The 15210-nt window shown below is 34.1% G+C and carries 13 protein-coding genes; 5 read left to right on the top strand and 8 right to left on the bottom strand.

Annotated elements, in window-relative coordinates; translation table 11 throughout:
• Positions 1-51: 51 nt before the first annotated feature.
• Together ACFSJT_RS13525 and ACFSJT_RS13520 are read left to right on the top strand one after the other, a co-directional pair.
• Positions 52-957 (top strand): FecR family protein, encoded by a 906-nt coding sequence (locus ACFSJT_RS13525; protein WP_378320819.1) that lies wholly within the window; start codon positions 52-54, stop codon positions 955-957.
• Entirely contained in the window at positions 954-3473 is a 2520-nt protein-coding gene (locus tag ACFSJT_RS13520) for a TonB-dependent receptor plug domain-containing protein (protein ID WP_378320818.1), read from the top strand. Before ACFSJT_RS13525 ends, ACFSJT_RS13520 begins: the two co-directional genes overlap by 4 nt.
• On the opposite strand, the gene ACFSJT_RS13515 is transcribed toward ACFSJT_RS13520, so the two are convergent.
• Together ACFSJT_RS13515 and argS are read right to left on the bottom strand one after the other, a co-directional pair.
• Entirely contained in the window at positions 3470-3937 is a 468-nt protein-coding gene (locus ACFSJT_RS13515; RefSeq protein WP_378320816.1) for a GNAT family N-acetyltransferase, read from the bottom strand. The two genes, ACFSJT_RS13520 and ACFSJT_RS13515, sit on opposite strands and share 4 nt — an antisense overlap.
• A gap of 151 nt (positions 3938-4088) precedes the next feature.
• A complete protein-coding gene (gene argS / locus ACFSJT_RS13510; RefSeq protein WP_378320815.1) occupies positions 4089-5867 on the bottom strand; it encodes an arginine--tRNA ligase in 1779 nt (592 codons plus the stop codon).
• A gap of 191 nt (positions 5868-6058) precedes the next feature.
• Between argS and ACFSJT_RS13505 the strand changes: the two genes are divergently transcribed.
• The 3 genes from ACFSJT_RS13505 (at position 6059) to ACFSJT_RS13495 (ending at position 8691) form a co-directional block, all read left to right on the top strand.
• Positions 6059-6490 (top strand): hypothetical protein, encoded by a 432-nt coding sequence (locus ACFSJT_RS13505; protein WP_378320814.1) that lies wholly within the window; start codon positions 6059-6061, stop codon positions 6488-6490.
• Between the two features lie 59 nt (positions 6491-6549).
• The gene (locus tag ACFSJT_RS13500) at positions 6550-7971 is read left to right on the top strand and encodes an SDR family oxidoreductase (protein WP_378320813.1); all 1422 of its coding nucleotides are present in this window, start codon (positions 6550-6552) and stop codon (positions 7969-7971) included.
• A 144-nt stretch (positions 7972-8115) separates the two neighbouring features.
• Positions 8116-8691 (top strand): chromophore lyase CpcT/CpeT, encoded by a 576-nt coding sequence (locus ACFSJT_RS13495; protein ID WP_378320812.1) that lies wholly within the window; start codon positions 8116-8118, stop codon positions 8689-8691.
• Here ACFSJT_RS13495 and ACFSJT_RS13490 read toward each other — a convergent pair.
• From ACFSJT_RS13490 to carA, 6 genes are all read right to left on the bottom strand, one after another.
• Positions 8681-9091 (bottom strand): RrF2 family transcriptional regulator, encoded by a 411-nt coding sequence (locus ACFSJT_RS13490; RefSeq protein ID WP_378320811.1) that lies wholly within the window; start codon positions 9089-9091, stop codon positions 8681-8683. The two genes, ACFSJT_RS13495 and ACFSJT_RS13490, sit on opposite strands and share 11 nt — an antisense overlap.
• 7 nt (positions 9092-9098) lie before the next feature.
• Positions 9099-10025, bottom strand: coding sequence for a citrulline utilization hydrolase CtlX (gene ctlX / locus ACFSJT_RS13485; protein WP_378320810.1), 927 nt, complete (start codon positions 10023-10025; stop codon positions 9099-9101).
• A 3-nt stretch (positions 10026-10028) separates the two neighbouring features.
• Entirely contained in the window at positions 10029-10943 is a 915-nt protein-coding gene (locus tag ACFSJT_RS13480) for a dimethylarginine dimethylaminohydrolase family protein (RefSeq protein WP_378320809.1), read from the bottom strand.
• A gap of 210 nt (positions 10944-11153) precedes the next feature.
• Positions 11154-12440, bottom strand: a complete 1287-nt coding sequence (locus ACFSJT_RS13475; RefSeq protein ID WP_378320808.1) for a citrate synthase — start codon at positions 12438-12440, stop codon at positions 11154-11156.
• Between the two features lie 173 nt (positions 12441-12613).
• Positions 12614-13903, bottom strand: a complete 1290-nt coding sequence (gene eno, locus ACFSJT_RS13470; protein ID WP_378320807.1) for a phosphopyruvate hydratase — start codon at positions 13901-13903, stop codon at positions 12614-12616.
• A gap of 185 nt (positions 13904-14088) precedes the next feature.
• Entirely contained in the window at positions 14089-15204 is a 1116-nt protein-coding gene (gene carA / locus ACFSJT_RS13465) for a glutamine-hydrolyzing carbamoyl-phosphate synthase small subunit (RefSeq protein ID WP_378321138.1), read from the bottom strand.
• Positions 15205-15210: the final 6 nt, after the last annotated feature.

The following is a 15210-nucleotide window of genomic DNA, read 5'->3' as shown; positions in this document are numbered from 1 at the left end:
GAAGGGTAGGAGTTTTTAAATCAAAGTTGTTATATAAGCAGAAATCTTGCTATGAAAGAGAAAGATATCATAAAAAAGTGGTTGGACCATAAGCAACTCACCACAGATGAATTAGAGGCGTTTAAGAATTTAGACGCCTATAATTCGTATATTAAAATATCTGAAGCTGCTCGAAAATTCGAATCCCCAGAATATAACATTCAAGAAGAATTAGAAGATATACAGAGGTTATTATCAAAACATAAAAAGAGATCTTTTTTAAGCTCTCAAATCAATATTTTTATTAGAATTGCTGCAGTGTTCGTACTTGGAATAGGTACTTATTTTACATTTTTCAATGAGAATACGATCACTGAAAACACCTTAGTTAGTGAGAAAATTTCTATTGAATTACCAGATCAAACTATCGTTACCCTAAATTCCCTTTCATCAATCAATTACAAGAATAAAGATTGGGATAACAATCGTAAGCTTGAGCTTGATGGTGAAGCGTACTTCAAAGTAGCAAAAGGAAAAAAATTTGATGTTTTTACTTCATCGGGAGTAGTTAGTGTTTTAGGTACTCAGTTTAATGTAAAACAACGAGGGGATTATTTTGAGGTAGTTTGTTATGAAGGGCTTGTAAGTGTAACCCATAATAATAAAACAATTAAACTGCCGGCTGGTAAGTTTTTTAGAGTGATCGATGATGAAGTGTTGAATAGTAACACTTCATTAATAAAACCTCTTTGGATCGAAAATAGAAGCGCTTTTTCCAGCACACCTTATAAATATATTCTTAGAGAGTTCGAAAGGCAATATAATGTAACAATTATTGCAAAAAATATAGATCAGGATAAACTTTTTACGGGTAATTTTGTACATTCAGATATTCAAACAGCATTACAATCTATTACGATACCCATGCGTTTGAAATACGAAATGAATGGCAACAACGTAACCCTAAACAAACAGTGATCAAAACCATTATCACAGTTTTATTTACTATTCTTTTTTTTATTCCCAAACAGACACAATCTCAGCCTGAACAGGAATCTTTACCGCTTATCACAATATTAAATCAGCTTCAAGAAAAATTTGATTGTAGCTTTACCTATGCAGATGAAGATATCATCAAAATTAAACTCCAAAAGCCACTAGAGTCCCTTGATCTGAAAGAAACTATAGAATACTTAAAACTCAACACTCCCCTTGATTATACTTTTTTAAGCGAAAATAGTATTGTACTGAGTCTTAAGACTGAAGAAAAGAGAATATGTGGAGTCTTACAGTCTATAATCGATGGTGCGGTATTATCGAACGCCACAATTCGAGCAAAAAACGAGGATACCATAAGTGATGCAAAAGGTGAGTTTTCAATAGTTGTAGAAGATATTGATGAATGGGTAAATATTAATTTTATAGGATACAGGACATTAAAACTGCCTGCCAAAGACTTTCTAGGGAAGCCTTGCAAAACCATTTTTTTAACTCCAGAAGTTCAATATTTAAGCGAAGTAATCCTAAACGATTATTTGGTCAAGGGTATCAACAAAAGATCTGATGGATCAATCATTATTGACTATACAGATTTTGGAATACTCCCTGGTCTAATTGAACCGGATTTACTTCAAACAATTCAGGCTTTACCTGGTGTTTTAAGTGTAGAGGAAACTGTTTCAGATATTAACGTAAGAGGGGGAACTAACGATCAAAATCTAATTTTATGGGATGGTATAAAAATGTATCAATCCGGTCACTTTTTTGGTCTTATTTCTGCTTTTAACCCTTATCTCACAAAAAACGTTCAGCTCATTAGAAATGGATCTAGTGCTAGCTATGGAGATGGGGTCTCTAGTGTTATTGCCATGAACACCTCAAACCAAGTAAATAAAAAACTAGATGCAAGTCTTGGCGTAAATATGATTAGTGCTGATGGTTATATTGACACACCGCTTGGGAGAAAATCTTCACTTCAAGTATCTATTAGGAGGTCTATTAGCGATCTAGTGGAAACACCTACCTACAATCAATTTTTTGATAAAGCGTTTCAAGATTCTGAGGTCACAAATATTGCAGAAAACGCCTCGAATACAGACCAACAATTTTCTTTTTATGATACGAGTCTTCGTTGGCTTTATCGATTAAGCCCTAAAGATTTGCTTAAAGTAAACGCAATTTTAATGCGAAATGATCTTGTTTTCGAAGAAAACGCTCTGATCAATCAAATTAACGTTTCAAGGGAGAGTAGTGCAAAACAAAAAAATAGTGCAGGAAGTATTTCATACCAAAGGAGCTGGAATACCATTTTTAGGAGCGAAGTACTTATTTATGGTACCAACTATAATCTGGAAACTATAAATTCTGACATTCTGAATGATCAACGTTTATTACAAGAGAACGAGGTACTTGAAAGCGGAATTAAACTCAATACGCTGCTAAAACTAAACTCAAATTTTAATCTTAAAAGCGGCTATCAATTTAATGAGACCGGAATATCCAACCTTCGAGATGTTAATAATCCTACTTTTAGAGATTTTACCAAAGAAGTCATTCGAACAAATAGTATTTTTTCTGAGGTTGAATTCAAGTCAAAAAATAATAATACACATCTCAATCTTGGATTGCGACTCAATCATTTCGATAAGTTTGAAACCTTTCTTTTTGAACCTCGCGTAAGCATAAATCATAGATTCGACAATCGCTTTACCATAGAAGCATTAGGCGAATTGAAAAGTCAAGTTACCTCTCAGATCATAGAATCACAAAATGACTTTTTAGGAGTAGAAAATAGAAAATGGGTCCTTTCTAATAATGACAGCATTCCTATACTAAAAAGTCAACAGGTATCATTAGGACTTAACTATAATCATAATAATTGGCTAATTAGCACTGATTTTTATTACAAAAATGTAGATGGTATTAACACACAAAGCCAGGGATTCCAAAATCAACTTGAGTTTGAGCAAGATCATGGGAGTTATACCGTGAGAGGTATTGACTTTTTAATAAATAAAAGATTCAAAAACTTTGGTACATGGCTGAGCTACTCGTATGCAATTAATGAGTACACTTTTAACAATCTAAGCGAAACGGATTTTCCTAACAATATAGACATTCGACACAATATTAATTTTGCACTTACCTATTCCTTAGGAAACTTAAAATTTTCTAGTGGAATAAACTGGCATAGCGGTAAACCTACAACTCGTCCTATTTCAGGTAACGAGATAGACACAAACGGAAATATCAATTATTTGCATCCTAATAGCGATACTTTGGAGGATTACTTGAGATGGGATGCCTCTGCCACCTACAACTTTAAGTTATCTGATAAAATTACCGGTATGGCAGGAGCATCTATTTGGAATATCCTAGGTCAGGAAAATACAGTAAATAATTACTATAGAATAGCACCTAATAGCGCTGTTGAAGAAGTTCAAGAATTTGGTCTTGGATTTACTCCTAATGTAGTTTTTAGGATTAGCTTCTAGAGTTTCTTAACACCACTATAACTAGTAACCTCGTCACCACCGACTACTTTTACAGCATTTTTCACAATTTTAAAACCATTTTTTTCAAAAAAAGCTCTCGTTGCCAGATGTATTTGAGTGGTAAGCGTGCTGATTTGTGATTCTATAGCTACTTCTTCCAGTACTTGGTAGAGCCCTTTGGCGATACCTCTACCTTGATAATGCATATGCACAAAAAAGTATTCTATTGTACCATTGGTATCCATAGAAAAAGAACCTACGATTTCCCCATTCATTTTAGCATTATAAACATAGTCCTTTTTAAACTTCTTTTGCCAATATATTTTATTTGTAGCCAATCGTGAATAAATTTTTATCTCGGCTTTGGTAAATAACAAGGAGCCATACGTAGTTACTGTTTGATAAAATAAACGCTGCATTAAGGGTAAATCATTATCTGTGGCTCTTGTAATTTTATAATCCATGCCTTAAAATAAAAAAACTATTACGTATATCACAAATTAACCTTAATTTTTCATTGATTTTTTTAGATAAAATGAAGGAAAAATCGATATCCAACACGTTTAGTCATTGTATTGAAAGAATTTGTTACACAAAAGTGAATAAAGGATTGAACTACATACGTTCAGGAACATTAATTCCCAATAGACTAAAGGCTGATTTAATAGTATTTCCTACCGAACCAGAGAGTTGTACTCTAAATTGTTTTTCTTCTTCAGAATCGGCTCCGAATATAGAGACATTCTGAAAAAATGAATTATAGTTTTTCACCAGATCATACGTATAATTTGCTATAAGAGCAGGGCTTAGCTCACTTGCCGCATTTTGAATAATTTCGGGATAAAGTTCTAAGTGTTTGATTAACTCTTTTTCTTTTTGATGTAACTTAACGCTACTGATTGGTTCGCTTTTACTGAAATCTGCTTTACGTAAAATAGCTTGAATTCTTGCATAAGTATACTGAATAAACGGCCCTGTATTTCCTTGAAAATCTACAGATTCTTCAGGGTTAAATAATATTCTCTTTTTGGGATCTACTTTTAGAATATAATATTTTAAGGCTCCAAGACCTATTTTATTATATACTCCTGCTTTTTCTTCTTTGGTATATCCTTCTAATTTGCCTAAGTCTTGGGATATTTCTTCGGCAGTCCTGGTCATTTCATCAATTAAATCATCAGCATCAACTACTGTACCTTCTCTACTTTTCATTTTACCGCTTGGCAGATCGACCATCCCATAACTGAGGTGATGTAGGTTCTTCGCCCATTCATATCCTAATTTCTTAAGAATCAAAAATAAAACTTTAAAATGATAATCCTGCTCATTACCAACAGTGTATATCATTCCGCCGATATCAGGATTATCTTTAACTCGTTGTATAGCAGTCCCTATATCCTGTGTCATGTACACCGCGGTACCATCACTACGTAACACTAATTTTTCATCAAGGCCATCCTCGGTTAAGTCGCACCAAATTGATCCATCTTCCTTCTTAAAAAAGACACCTCTAGACAACCCTTCTTCGATATTATCTTTCCCAAGAAGGTACGTATTACTTTCATAATAATAACTATCAAAATCTACACCAAGTGCGTTATAGGTTTTATCAAAACCATCATATACCCAACCATTCATCATTTTCCAGAGTTTGACAACTTCAGTATCTCCTGACTCCCATTTACGCAGCATTTCCTGTGCTTCGATTAGAATTGGCGCTTCTTTTTTAGCATCTTCTTCAGACAAACCATCTTCTATCAATCCTGCGATTTGCTCCTTATAAACCTGATCAAACTTTACATAATAATTTCCCACTAATTTATCGCCCTTGAGACCAGTTGATTCTGGTGTTTCTCCTTCACCAAATTTATTCCAGGCAACCATTGATTTACAGATATGGATTCCTCGATCGTTTATAATTTGAGTCTTATACACCTTTTTACCGCTGGCTTTAATAATTTCGGCGACAGAATACCCTAAAAGAATATTTCTGATGTGCCCCAGATGTAAAGGTTTGTTAGTATTAGGAGAAGAGTATTCGACCATTACAGCCTTATTATCCTTTAAAGAGTCTGCAAAACCAAACCGTTCATTATCTTTTATACTTGTAAAAAAATCGAGATAATAGGTATCAGAAATCACGAGGTTCAAGAACCCTTTTACCACATTATAATCTTCAACTTCTGTGATATTTTCTGACAGATATTTACCTACAGCTTCACCTATTTGTACTGGATTTCCTTTAACTACTCGAAGCATTGGAAATACCACTACGGTTATATCTCCTTCAAATTCTTTACGGGTTGCCTGCAATTCAACAGATTCCAGAGTAGCATCATACAAGGCGTGTATGGCTATTTTCACATTTTCTGAAATGGTTCGTTGTAAACTCATCTTTATAAATAAAAGGTCATTAAAATAAGATCCCGCTATTCAGCGGGATAAGTTTAACTTATCATTTTTGAATACTCGGTTTTAATGGATTTTCAAAAACGGTTTCACTTAATTAAGCTGCAAAGATAATAGAAATTATAGTCTGACACTATGTCTTCAGACATCATTTGACTATCTTGCTATAAAAAAGAATGCTCATAAATAACTCATATAAAAATCCTGAGTTAATACGAAAAATAAATAATGAGGTTGGCCCACCATTTACGCTAATAGAGCGTATTAAACTGGGAGGTATTGGATCACCAAAACTTCATATCACCGCAAGCAGTATTGAAATTCATAACCTTCTAATTCTTGATAATAAAATCAAAACATGTACTATAGAATTAAGGCCAAAAGGAATTTTGGTTGGTTTTGGAGTAGGGTTAGCAACATATGTATTGGTTATTCCTTTTTATAAATTAAATCTGTATAAAGGAAAAGCAGAGGAATACTCTATTTATAAAGATCAGTATTTTATAAAGTTTAAAGCAAACAAAACTGATACAGCAATCCACAAGTACATTAAAAAGTTGCTCGATTATAAAGTAGATCATAAACCGACAGATATTCAAGATCTTTAGAAAGATAGCATTACTATTCTTTTGTTAAAATTAATTTCTTTGTAACTTATACAAAAAAAATGCGAATTCTTCTTACGGGGACCAATGGGTATATCGGTATGAGATTATTACCCTTGTTATTAGAAGCTGGCCATGAAGTCATATGTTGTGTGAGAGATAAAAACAGGCTTTCAATAGATCAAGAAACTAAGGAAAGAGTTTCGATCATAGAAATTGATTTTTTGGACACTCCTGATCCTTCCAAAATACCAAAGAATATTGATGCTGCCTATTATCTGATTCATTCAATGAGCACATCAACAACAGATTTCGACAAAAAAGAAGAAGTATCTGCTCAAAACTTCAATACTTATGTAAAAGACACCAATGTAAAACAAGTAATCTATTTAAGTGGTATTGTAAATGAAAAAAACCTATCTAAACATTTATGGTCAAGAAAAAATGTAGAAGAAACCTTATATAAGGGAAACTACAACCTTACCGTGTTACGATCAGGAATTATCGTTGGATCGGGCAGTTCTTCTTTTGAAATCATTCGTGATTTATGTGAAAAATTGCCATTAATGATTACTCCAAAATGGGTAAATACTAAAACCCAACCGATAGCTATCAGGGATGTACTTAATTTTATGATTGGAGTGTTAGGCAATTCTGCTTGCTATAATGAATCTTATGATATTAGTGGTCCAGATATAATGACTTATAAGCAAATGCTTAAACAATATGCTAAAGCAAGGGGAATACGATTATTTATTATTACACTTCCTATCATGACCCCAAAATTATCATCATACTGGTTGTATTTTGTAACCTCAACATCGTATAAACTGGCTCTTAACCTAGTTGATAGTATGACTGTTCCAGTAATTGCCAATGACAACCGCTTGCAAGAGCTATTGAACATTACTCCTATGAATTATAAGAAAGCTTTGGAATTAGCATTTATAAAAATAGAACAAAATCAAGTAGTCTCTAGTTGGAAGGACTCTATGGTAAGCGGCAGATTTAAAATGAACCTTCAAAAGTATATTACAGTCCCTAAACACGGATGTTTTAAGGATCATAAAAAAATAAAATTGAAAGATTCTAAAAAGGCTTTGGAACGTATTTGGATGATAGGCGGAGAAACTGGTTGGTATTATGGAAATTGGCTGTGGAAAATTAGAGGATATTTTGACAAGATTTTTGGTGGAGTTGGTTTACGACGGGGAAGAACCAATCCCGATGTCATATTCTCTGGTGATGCCCTCGATTTTTGGAGGGTTTTGGTTGCCGACAAAAAAAACAAACGTTTATTATTATTTGCAGAAATGAAAGTGCCTGGAGAAGCCTGGTTAGAATTTGATATAGATGAAAATGGTATTTTACATCAGACAGCCACATTTAGACCAAAAGGAATATGGGGTCGCATTTATTGGTATATTATGGTTCCATTTCATTATTTTATTTTTGGTGGTATGATTCGGAAAATTGCATCATAAAATAAATTTAATTAGGATAAAACGCTTAGTTTTATCGATAAATTACACTTTTTTTTGTTTATTTTCATATATTTAGTAAAAAACCGAATGAGGCAAGTTTTATTCCTTCTCGTCCTATTTACGTTATTTTCGAGTTGTGGCTCTGTGAAGAAAAAAGATGTAGAATTGGATAATCTGATCACTCTATTAGAAGGTAAGTTTTCTAATGAAGAACAAGTGGAAAAGGATTCAGGTTTTGCTCATTTAAGTTTAATCAATGTTAGAATCTGGAAAGATCGACCAGGGTATTGGATATATTCTCAAGTATCGGATGCAAATAAGGATGAGTATATTTATAGTCAACGTATTTTAACTTACCAAAGATTGGATTCCTCTAAAATTATAAGTACTGGTTATAAAATACCCAATTCTAAAGATTACCGAAATGGTTGGGAAAATATAGAAATATTCGAAAATCTTACCCCCGAAAGTTTAGAGATTCGAAATGGGTGTCAAGTATACTTCAAAAAAAAAACATCGACAATATATTCTGGAAAGACCAAGAAAGGGTCATGTAAGAGTAGCATCAAGGAAATCGACTACATTACTAGCTCTTTTGTAGTTAGTAAAGACAAAATATCTATCTGGACCAGAGGATATAATAAAAAAGGTAATCAAGTATGGGGTAAAATAAAAGGCCCTTATAAATACAGAAGAATATCAAAAAAATCTAATCGGTAAAATCAGCCAGGGTTTTATTCTCTAAGACTTTCAAGGTACTATCTCGTACTTCAATCATTAAACTATGTACTGCGCAACTATCCTCATCTGGACAATCATCGCATTTTTCATAAAAATTGAGACTAACGCAGGGCAACATTGCAATTGGCCCTTCTAAAACTCTAATTATTGCAGCCATAACAATATCTTTTGGCTCTTTAATGAGATAGTAACCCCCTCCCTTACCTTTCTTAGAACCCAAAAAACCATTCTTTCGTAAAGTCAATAAAATACTTTCCAAGAATTTCTGAGAAATATTTTCACTTTCTGCAATCTCTGATATCTGAACGGGATGTTCGCATTTCTTTCTCGCAATATAGGTAAGTGCTTTTAGTCCATATTTTGTTTTCTTTGAAAGCATAGTCTAATTATTTACGCGGCAGAAATACTTCAGCCATCATACATCTTGCACTTCCTCCTCCTAAGGTTTCGATCGTAGTGAGGTCACTATGAAGAATTGCACAATGTTGTTCAATCTTGGTTACTTGATCTTTGGTTAAACTATGATAAGCTGCCGATGACATTACAAGATAACGCTTATCTCCCGAACCTACAACTTGCAGCATATTGCCCGCAAAACTATTTACTTGATCTTCAGAAATTGCAATAATTTCTTTACCATCATTTTTTAAATGAGTCACTAAATTCTTTCTTTCCTTTTTGTCGTCTATACAATCCATGCATACTACAGCAAATGTTTCACCTACTCCCATCATAACATTGGTATGATATATCGGTAACCTTTTATCTTCGACAGTTTGATACGCAGTAAAGATTATGGGGGTATATTCAAAATCTTCACAAAACTCTATGAGCAAATCTTCATCAGCCCTGGGCGAAAGTGCGCAGTATGCCTTTCTATTTACTCTATCTAAAACCAAACTACCCGTTCCTTCAAGAAAGACCTCTTCGTCTTCGGCATTTGTATAATCAATAATGTTTTTTATCTCAAAACCAGATGATTCTATAATATCCAGAACTTCTGGCCTACGTTCTCTCCTTCTATTTACCGCAAACATAGGATACAACGCTACATCTCCATTTTCGTGAAAGGAGACCCAATTGTTTGGGAAAATTGAATCCGGAGTATTATGATCAGGGTCATCATCTATTACAATTACATTTATCCCTACTTTTTTTAACACTTTTACGAATTCATCAAACTCCTTTTGCGCTTTTGCATTGGCATCAGCTATACTCGTATCTTCCTGATAATAATTATTTACTGCTGTCTCTTCGTTCATCCTAAATCGTACCGGACGAATCATTACGATTGTATTTGTTATCTGTTGCATTACTTAATCTCTTATTAACGGCATTGTTGAACAACGTAATAAACCTTCTTGTTTAGCGATTTCAGCATAGGGTACTTCTTCTACTGTAATATTGAGACTTCGAAGCCATGTGTTTAATCTTTTAAAATTTCTTTCTGAAATAACCACATCTTCAGCAATAGAAAAAATATTCGAATTCATATGGTACATTTCATCCTTATCAATATGGAAAAGATTTTCTTTTCCGAAGAAATTGACCAAATACTCATAATCTGATAGATTCTTGAAACCTTCTTTATGAATGATCGCCTTGTTTTTGCCTACAGTCTGAAAACAACAATCTAAATGCAAAGCATTATCTTTTGGGTCTTTCATCGATTTATTAAGATCGAATTCTTTAACTGTTTTATTTGGAAAAAGTGATCTTATATAGGCTACTCCTTTCATGTTAGTACGAGCCACAATACAATCAGGATAATCTTCACCTTTATATGTCCCTATAAAAATATGATCATTATGAATTATGATATCTCCACCTTCAAAATGAATATTATCAGAGGGAGCTTTGTACACCTTATCTGGATCTATTTCATCTATAACATGCTGGATAGCTTTAATCTCTTTTTCACGATGAGGAAGTATATTTGATTTTATAAATTTATCCTCGATTACTAAAGCAATATCCCTGGCAAAGATCTGATTATAATCTGTGATCACTTCTGGCCGATATACTTTTACATCATATTTTTCAAAAACTTTGGCTACAGCTTCCATTTCTGCAATCATATCCTCTTCTTTAGGATAGGTCCCAGCTTTAATATGCTCTATGGACTTTGGATCATAGGCATCTTCTATTTTCGGAACAGGACCATTACTTTTGGCTGTACCCAAAACAACTGCCCTTAACCTAGACGTCTCGTTTTGTATGTTTAAGTTCAAAAATTGAGTTTTTAAGTGTAACTAATAATCTGAGTAGTTACGCAAATATATAAATAGACAATATTACAATACTAACTTTCTTTAAAAAAGTGGCTAGAATATTATTGAAAACAAAAAAAATGATTGATTTAATCTTTACTAATTAAGAATTCATAAAAAAAGCGTTGAATTTTTCAACGCTTTCCTTTAATACATATCACAAATCTGATTTTAGCGCTCAGAGATTGGTTTAAATACTCTATAATTTTCACCAATATAAATTTGCCTAGGTCTTCCTATAGGTTCTTTACGAAGACGCATCTCTCTCCATTGAGCAATCCATCCAGGTAATCTACCCAACGCAAACATTACGGTAAACATATCTGTTGGAATCCCAAGAGCTCTATAAATTATACCTGAATAGAAATCTACATTAGGATACAATTTTCTTTGCACAAAATATTCATCTTTCAAGGCTACTTCTGCTAATCCTTTAGCAATGTCGAGAACAGGATCCTCTATTCCAAGATCACCAAGTACTTCTTCCGCAGATTTTTTAATAATCTTAGCCCTAGGATCAAAATTCTTGTATACCCTATGACCAAATCCCATTAAACGGAAAGGATCGTTTTTATCTTTTGCTTTGGCAATATATTTGGCCGTATCCCCCCCATCTTCTCTAATCGCTTCGAGCATTTCTATTACTGCCTGGTTAGCACCTCCATGAAGTGGCCCCCATAATGCAGAAATACCTGCAGAAAGGGATGCGAACAATCCCGCATGCGAAGAACCAACTATTCTTACGGTAGATGTAGAACAGTTTTGCTCGTGATCGGCATGAAGGATCAATAATTTATCGAGAGCATCATTTACAATTTTATTCGCCTCATAGGTTTGATTAGGCCTAGAAAACATCATTTTATGCAGGTTCTCAACATATCCAAGCGAATTGTCACCATAATCTAACGGAAGACTTTTCTTCTTTCTCATGGTCCAAGCAGCAAGTACAGGGAATTTTGCTAATATTTTTACGATCGCCCCATACATAGCTTCTTCAGAATCTACATCTACAGATCCCGGATTAAAAGCAATCAAAGCACTTGTAAGAGAAGATAGCACTCCCATTGGATGAGCACTTTTAGGAAAACCATCTAAGATTTTCTTCATATCCTCATCTACCTGAGATTCTTCTTTGATATCTTTATCGAATTTTTCTAATTGTTCTGCGGTAGGTAATTCTCCAAAAATCAACAAGTAACAAACCTCTAAAAAATCTGCTTTATCAGCTAGTTCTTCAATAGAATATCCACGATATCTAAGAATTCCCTTTTCTCCATCTAAAAAGGTAATAGCACTCTCACAGCTTCCGGTATTTTTATAACCAGGATCAATTGTGGTAACACCTCCTGTGACTGCTCTTAGCGTTTTAATATCAATTCCTAATTCATTTTCTGTTCCTTCTATAATGGGAAACTCATATTTATTACCGTCGATTTCTAACGTAGCTATTTTTGACATATGATTATTTAGAATTTTGCTGTTACATTAAGGGCTGCTAAAATACGAAATATAGTGTTAATATATTATTAATCATTATATCATTTTTAACCTTACGAAGCATTTTCAAAAAGATTCTCCAAAAAAATAGGCCATCCAAAAAGACAGCCTATTTTCCTAATAAAAATATGATGTTATTTAACTTTAAAAGCTTTTTCTTTTGGATAATATGCCACACTTCCTAATTCTTCCTCTATTCTCAACAACTGGTTGTATTTTGCCATTCTATCACTACGAGATGCAGATCCAGTCTTAATTTGCCCTGTATTTAAGGCTACTGCCAAATCAGCAATTGTGTTATCTTCGGTTTCTCCTGACCTGTGTGACATGACAGAAGTATACCCTGCGTTATGAGCCATGTTCACAGCTGCGATAGTTTCGGTAAGGGTTCCTATTTGGTTAACCTTAATTAAGATCGAATTCGCAATACCGTTCTCGATTCCTCTTGAAAGTCTCTCTACATTGGTCACATACAAATCATCTCCTACCAATTGAACTTTATCTCCAATTTTTTCGGTTAAATATTTCCAGCCTTCCCAATCATTTTCATCCATACCATCTTCTATAGAAATAATCGGATATTTTGAAGCCAGTTCTGCAAGATAATCTGCTTGTTCTTCACTGGTTCGCACTACTCCTTTATCACCTTCAAACTTGGTGTAGTCATATGCCCCGTTCACGAAAAATTCAGCGGCTGCACAATCTAAAGCTATCATTACTTCATCACCAAATTTATATCCTGCCTTTTCAACTGCTAATTTAATACTATCCAATGCATCTTCTGTTCCATCCAGCGTTGGTGCAAAACCTCCTTCATCTCCTACAGCTGTGCTTAAACCTCTATCATGCAAGACTTTCTTTAGGTTATGAAAAATTTCAGTTCCCATCTGCATTGCCTGTGTAAAGTTATCTGCCTTAACAGGCATTACCATAAATTCCTGAAATGCAATGGGTGCATCACTATGAGAACCGCCGTTAATGATATTCATCATAGGAACAGGAAGTGTATTTGCGCTTACTCCTCCCACATAACGATATAGTGGCATATTAAGTTCATTTGCCGCCGCTTTGGCTACTGCCAGAGAAACCCCCAATATGGCATTCGCTCCTAATTTTGATTTATTTGCAGTTCCGTCCAGATCAATCATTGTTTGATCTAATAGATTTTGATCAAATACAGAATATCCTAAAAGCTCTTCAGCAATTATTGTATTTACATTTTCGACAGCTTTAAGAACACCTTTACCCATGTAATTTTCTCCACCATCCCTTAGCTCTACTGCTTCGTGTTCTCCGGTTGAAGCTCCTGAAGGAACCGCTGCTCTTCCTAAAACACCATTTTCAGTAATTACATCTACTTCTACAGTTGGGTTACCACGTGAATCTAATATCTGTCTAGCGTGAATATTAATAATTACACTCATTTTTTTATTTATTTTGTTGGATAATTTTACTTCTTCGCAAGATACAAAACGGGGATATCTTAACACCTCTATAAAAGCCTTAATTTATTACGGAAACCTCAATAATACTCTTAAGTTATCAACTATAACGTTTTAGATTAATGTATTACCAAAACATGCTGATCTAAACAGCTAAAATTTCAATTTTATGCTGTGATTTTTACTTTTTTGATATTTTCTATAAACTGATCAAATAGATATGTAGAATCGTTCGGTCCTGGGCTGGCTTCGGGGTGATACTGTACAGAAAAACAGTTTTTGCTTTTTAGTCTAATTCCAGCTACAGTATTGTCATTAAGATGTAAATGCGTAATCTCTACATCTGCGTGCTTTTCGGTTTCTTCTTTATTTATTGCAAAGCCATGATTCTGCGAAGTAATCTCACCTTTTCCAGTAAGCAAGTTTTTAACAGGATGATTGATTCCTCTATGCCCATGATGCATCTTGTAAGTACTTATCCCGTTGGCCAATGCAATTACTTGATGACCAAGACAGATACCAAACAATGGTAAATCTCTTTTGAGAATTTCTTTTGCACTTTGTATTGCTTCAGTCAAAGGTTCTGGATCTCCTGGGCCATTTGATAAAAAGTACCCGTCTGGCCCCCATTCACTCATTTCTTTAAATGAGGTATTATAAGGGAAAACTTTAATATAGGCATCTCTATTAGCAAGGTTACGCAGTATATTTTTCTTTATTCCAATATCAAGTGCAGAGATCTTGTACGTTGCATTAGGGGCTCCAAAAAAATATGGCTTAGTAGTTGAAACCTTAGAAGCCAATTCCAGCCCATTCATATCGGGTACGGCTGCTAACTGTTCTTTTAGTTTTTCGATATCATCAACCTCGGTAGAGATAACAGCATTCATAGCTCCATTATCTCTTATATAACTTACCAAAGCACGTGTGTCCACATCTGAAATCGCCAAAAGATTATTTTTTTCTAAAAACTCCTGTAGTGAACTATGAGCACGATCTCTAGAATATTCGTAACTAAAATTCTTCACAATAAGACCGGCAATTTTAATTGAGTCTGATTCTACCTCTTCATCATTTGCACCATAATTACCGATATGTGCATTAGTAGCGACCATCAATTGACCATAGTAGGAAGGATCGGTAAAAATTTCTTGATAACCTGTCATTCCAGTATTAAAACATACTTCACCAAAAGCACTACCTTCTCTTCCCACCGCTTTTCCGTGAAAAATTGTACCATCAGCTAATAAAATAATTGCTTTTTTTCGAGATTGATATTTCATCATTTT

Origin of the sequence: Aquimarina celericrescens, from assembly GCF_042682765.1 — a bacterium.
Taxonomy (GTDB): domain Bacteria; phylum Bacteroidota; class Bacteroidia; order Flavobacteriales; family Flavobacteriaceae; genus Aquimarina; species Aquimarina celericrescens.
This window is presented reverse-complemented; position numbering and strand designations above follow the sequence as displayed.

Coding starts and splice junctions, on each gene's coding strand:
- ACFSJT_RS13525 (WP_378320819.1), top strand. CDS start 52: ATGAAAGAGAAAGATATCATAAAAAAGTGGTTGGACCATAAGCAACTC.
- ACFSJT_RS13515 (WP_378320816.1), bottom strand. CDS start 3,937: ATGGATTATAAAATTACAAGAGCCACAGATAATGATTTACCCTTAATG.
- argS (WP_378320815.1), bottom strand. CDS start 5,867: ATGAGTTTACAACGAACCATTTCAGAAAATGTGAAAATAGCCATACAC.
- ACFSJT_RS13505 (WP_378320814.1), top strand. CDS start 6,059: ATGCTCATAAATAACTCATATAAAAATCCTGAGTTAATACGAAAAATA.
- ACFSJT_RS13500 (WP_378320813.1), top strand. CDS start 6,550: ATGCGAATTCTTCTTACGGGGACCAATGGGTATATCGGTATGAGATTA.
- ACFSJT_RS13490 (WP_378320811.1), bottom strand. CDS start 9,091: ATGCTTTCAAAGAAAACAAAATATGGACTAAAAGCACTTACCTATATT.
- ctlX (WP_378320810.1), bottom strand. CDS start 10,025: ATGCAACAGATAACAAATACAATCGTAATGATTCGTCCGGTACGATTT.
- ACFSJT_RS13475 (WP_378320808.1), bottom strand. CDS start 12,440: ATGTCAAAAATAGCTACGTTAGAAATCGACGGTAATAAATATGAGTTT.
- eno (WP_378320807.1), bottom strand. CDS start 13,903: ATGAGTGTAATTATTAATATTCACGCTAGACAGATATTAGATTCACGT.
- carA (WP_378321138.1), bottom strand. CDS start 15,204: ATGAAATATCAATCTCGAAAAAAAGCAATTATTTTATTAGCTGATGGT.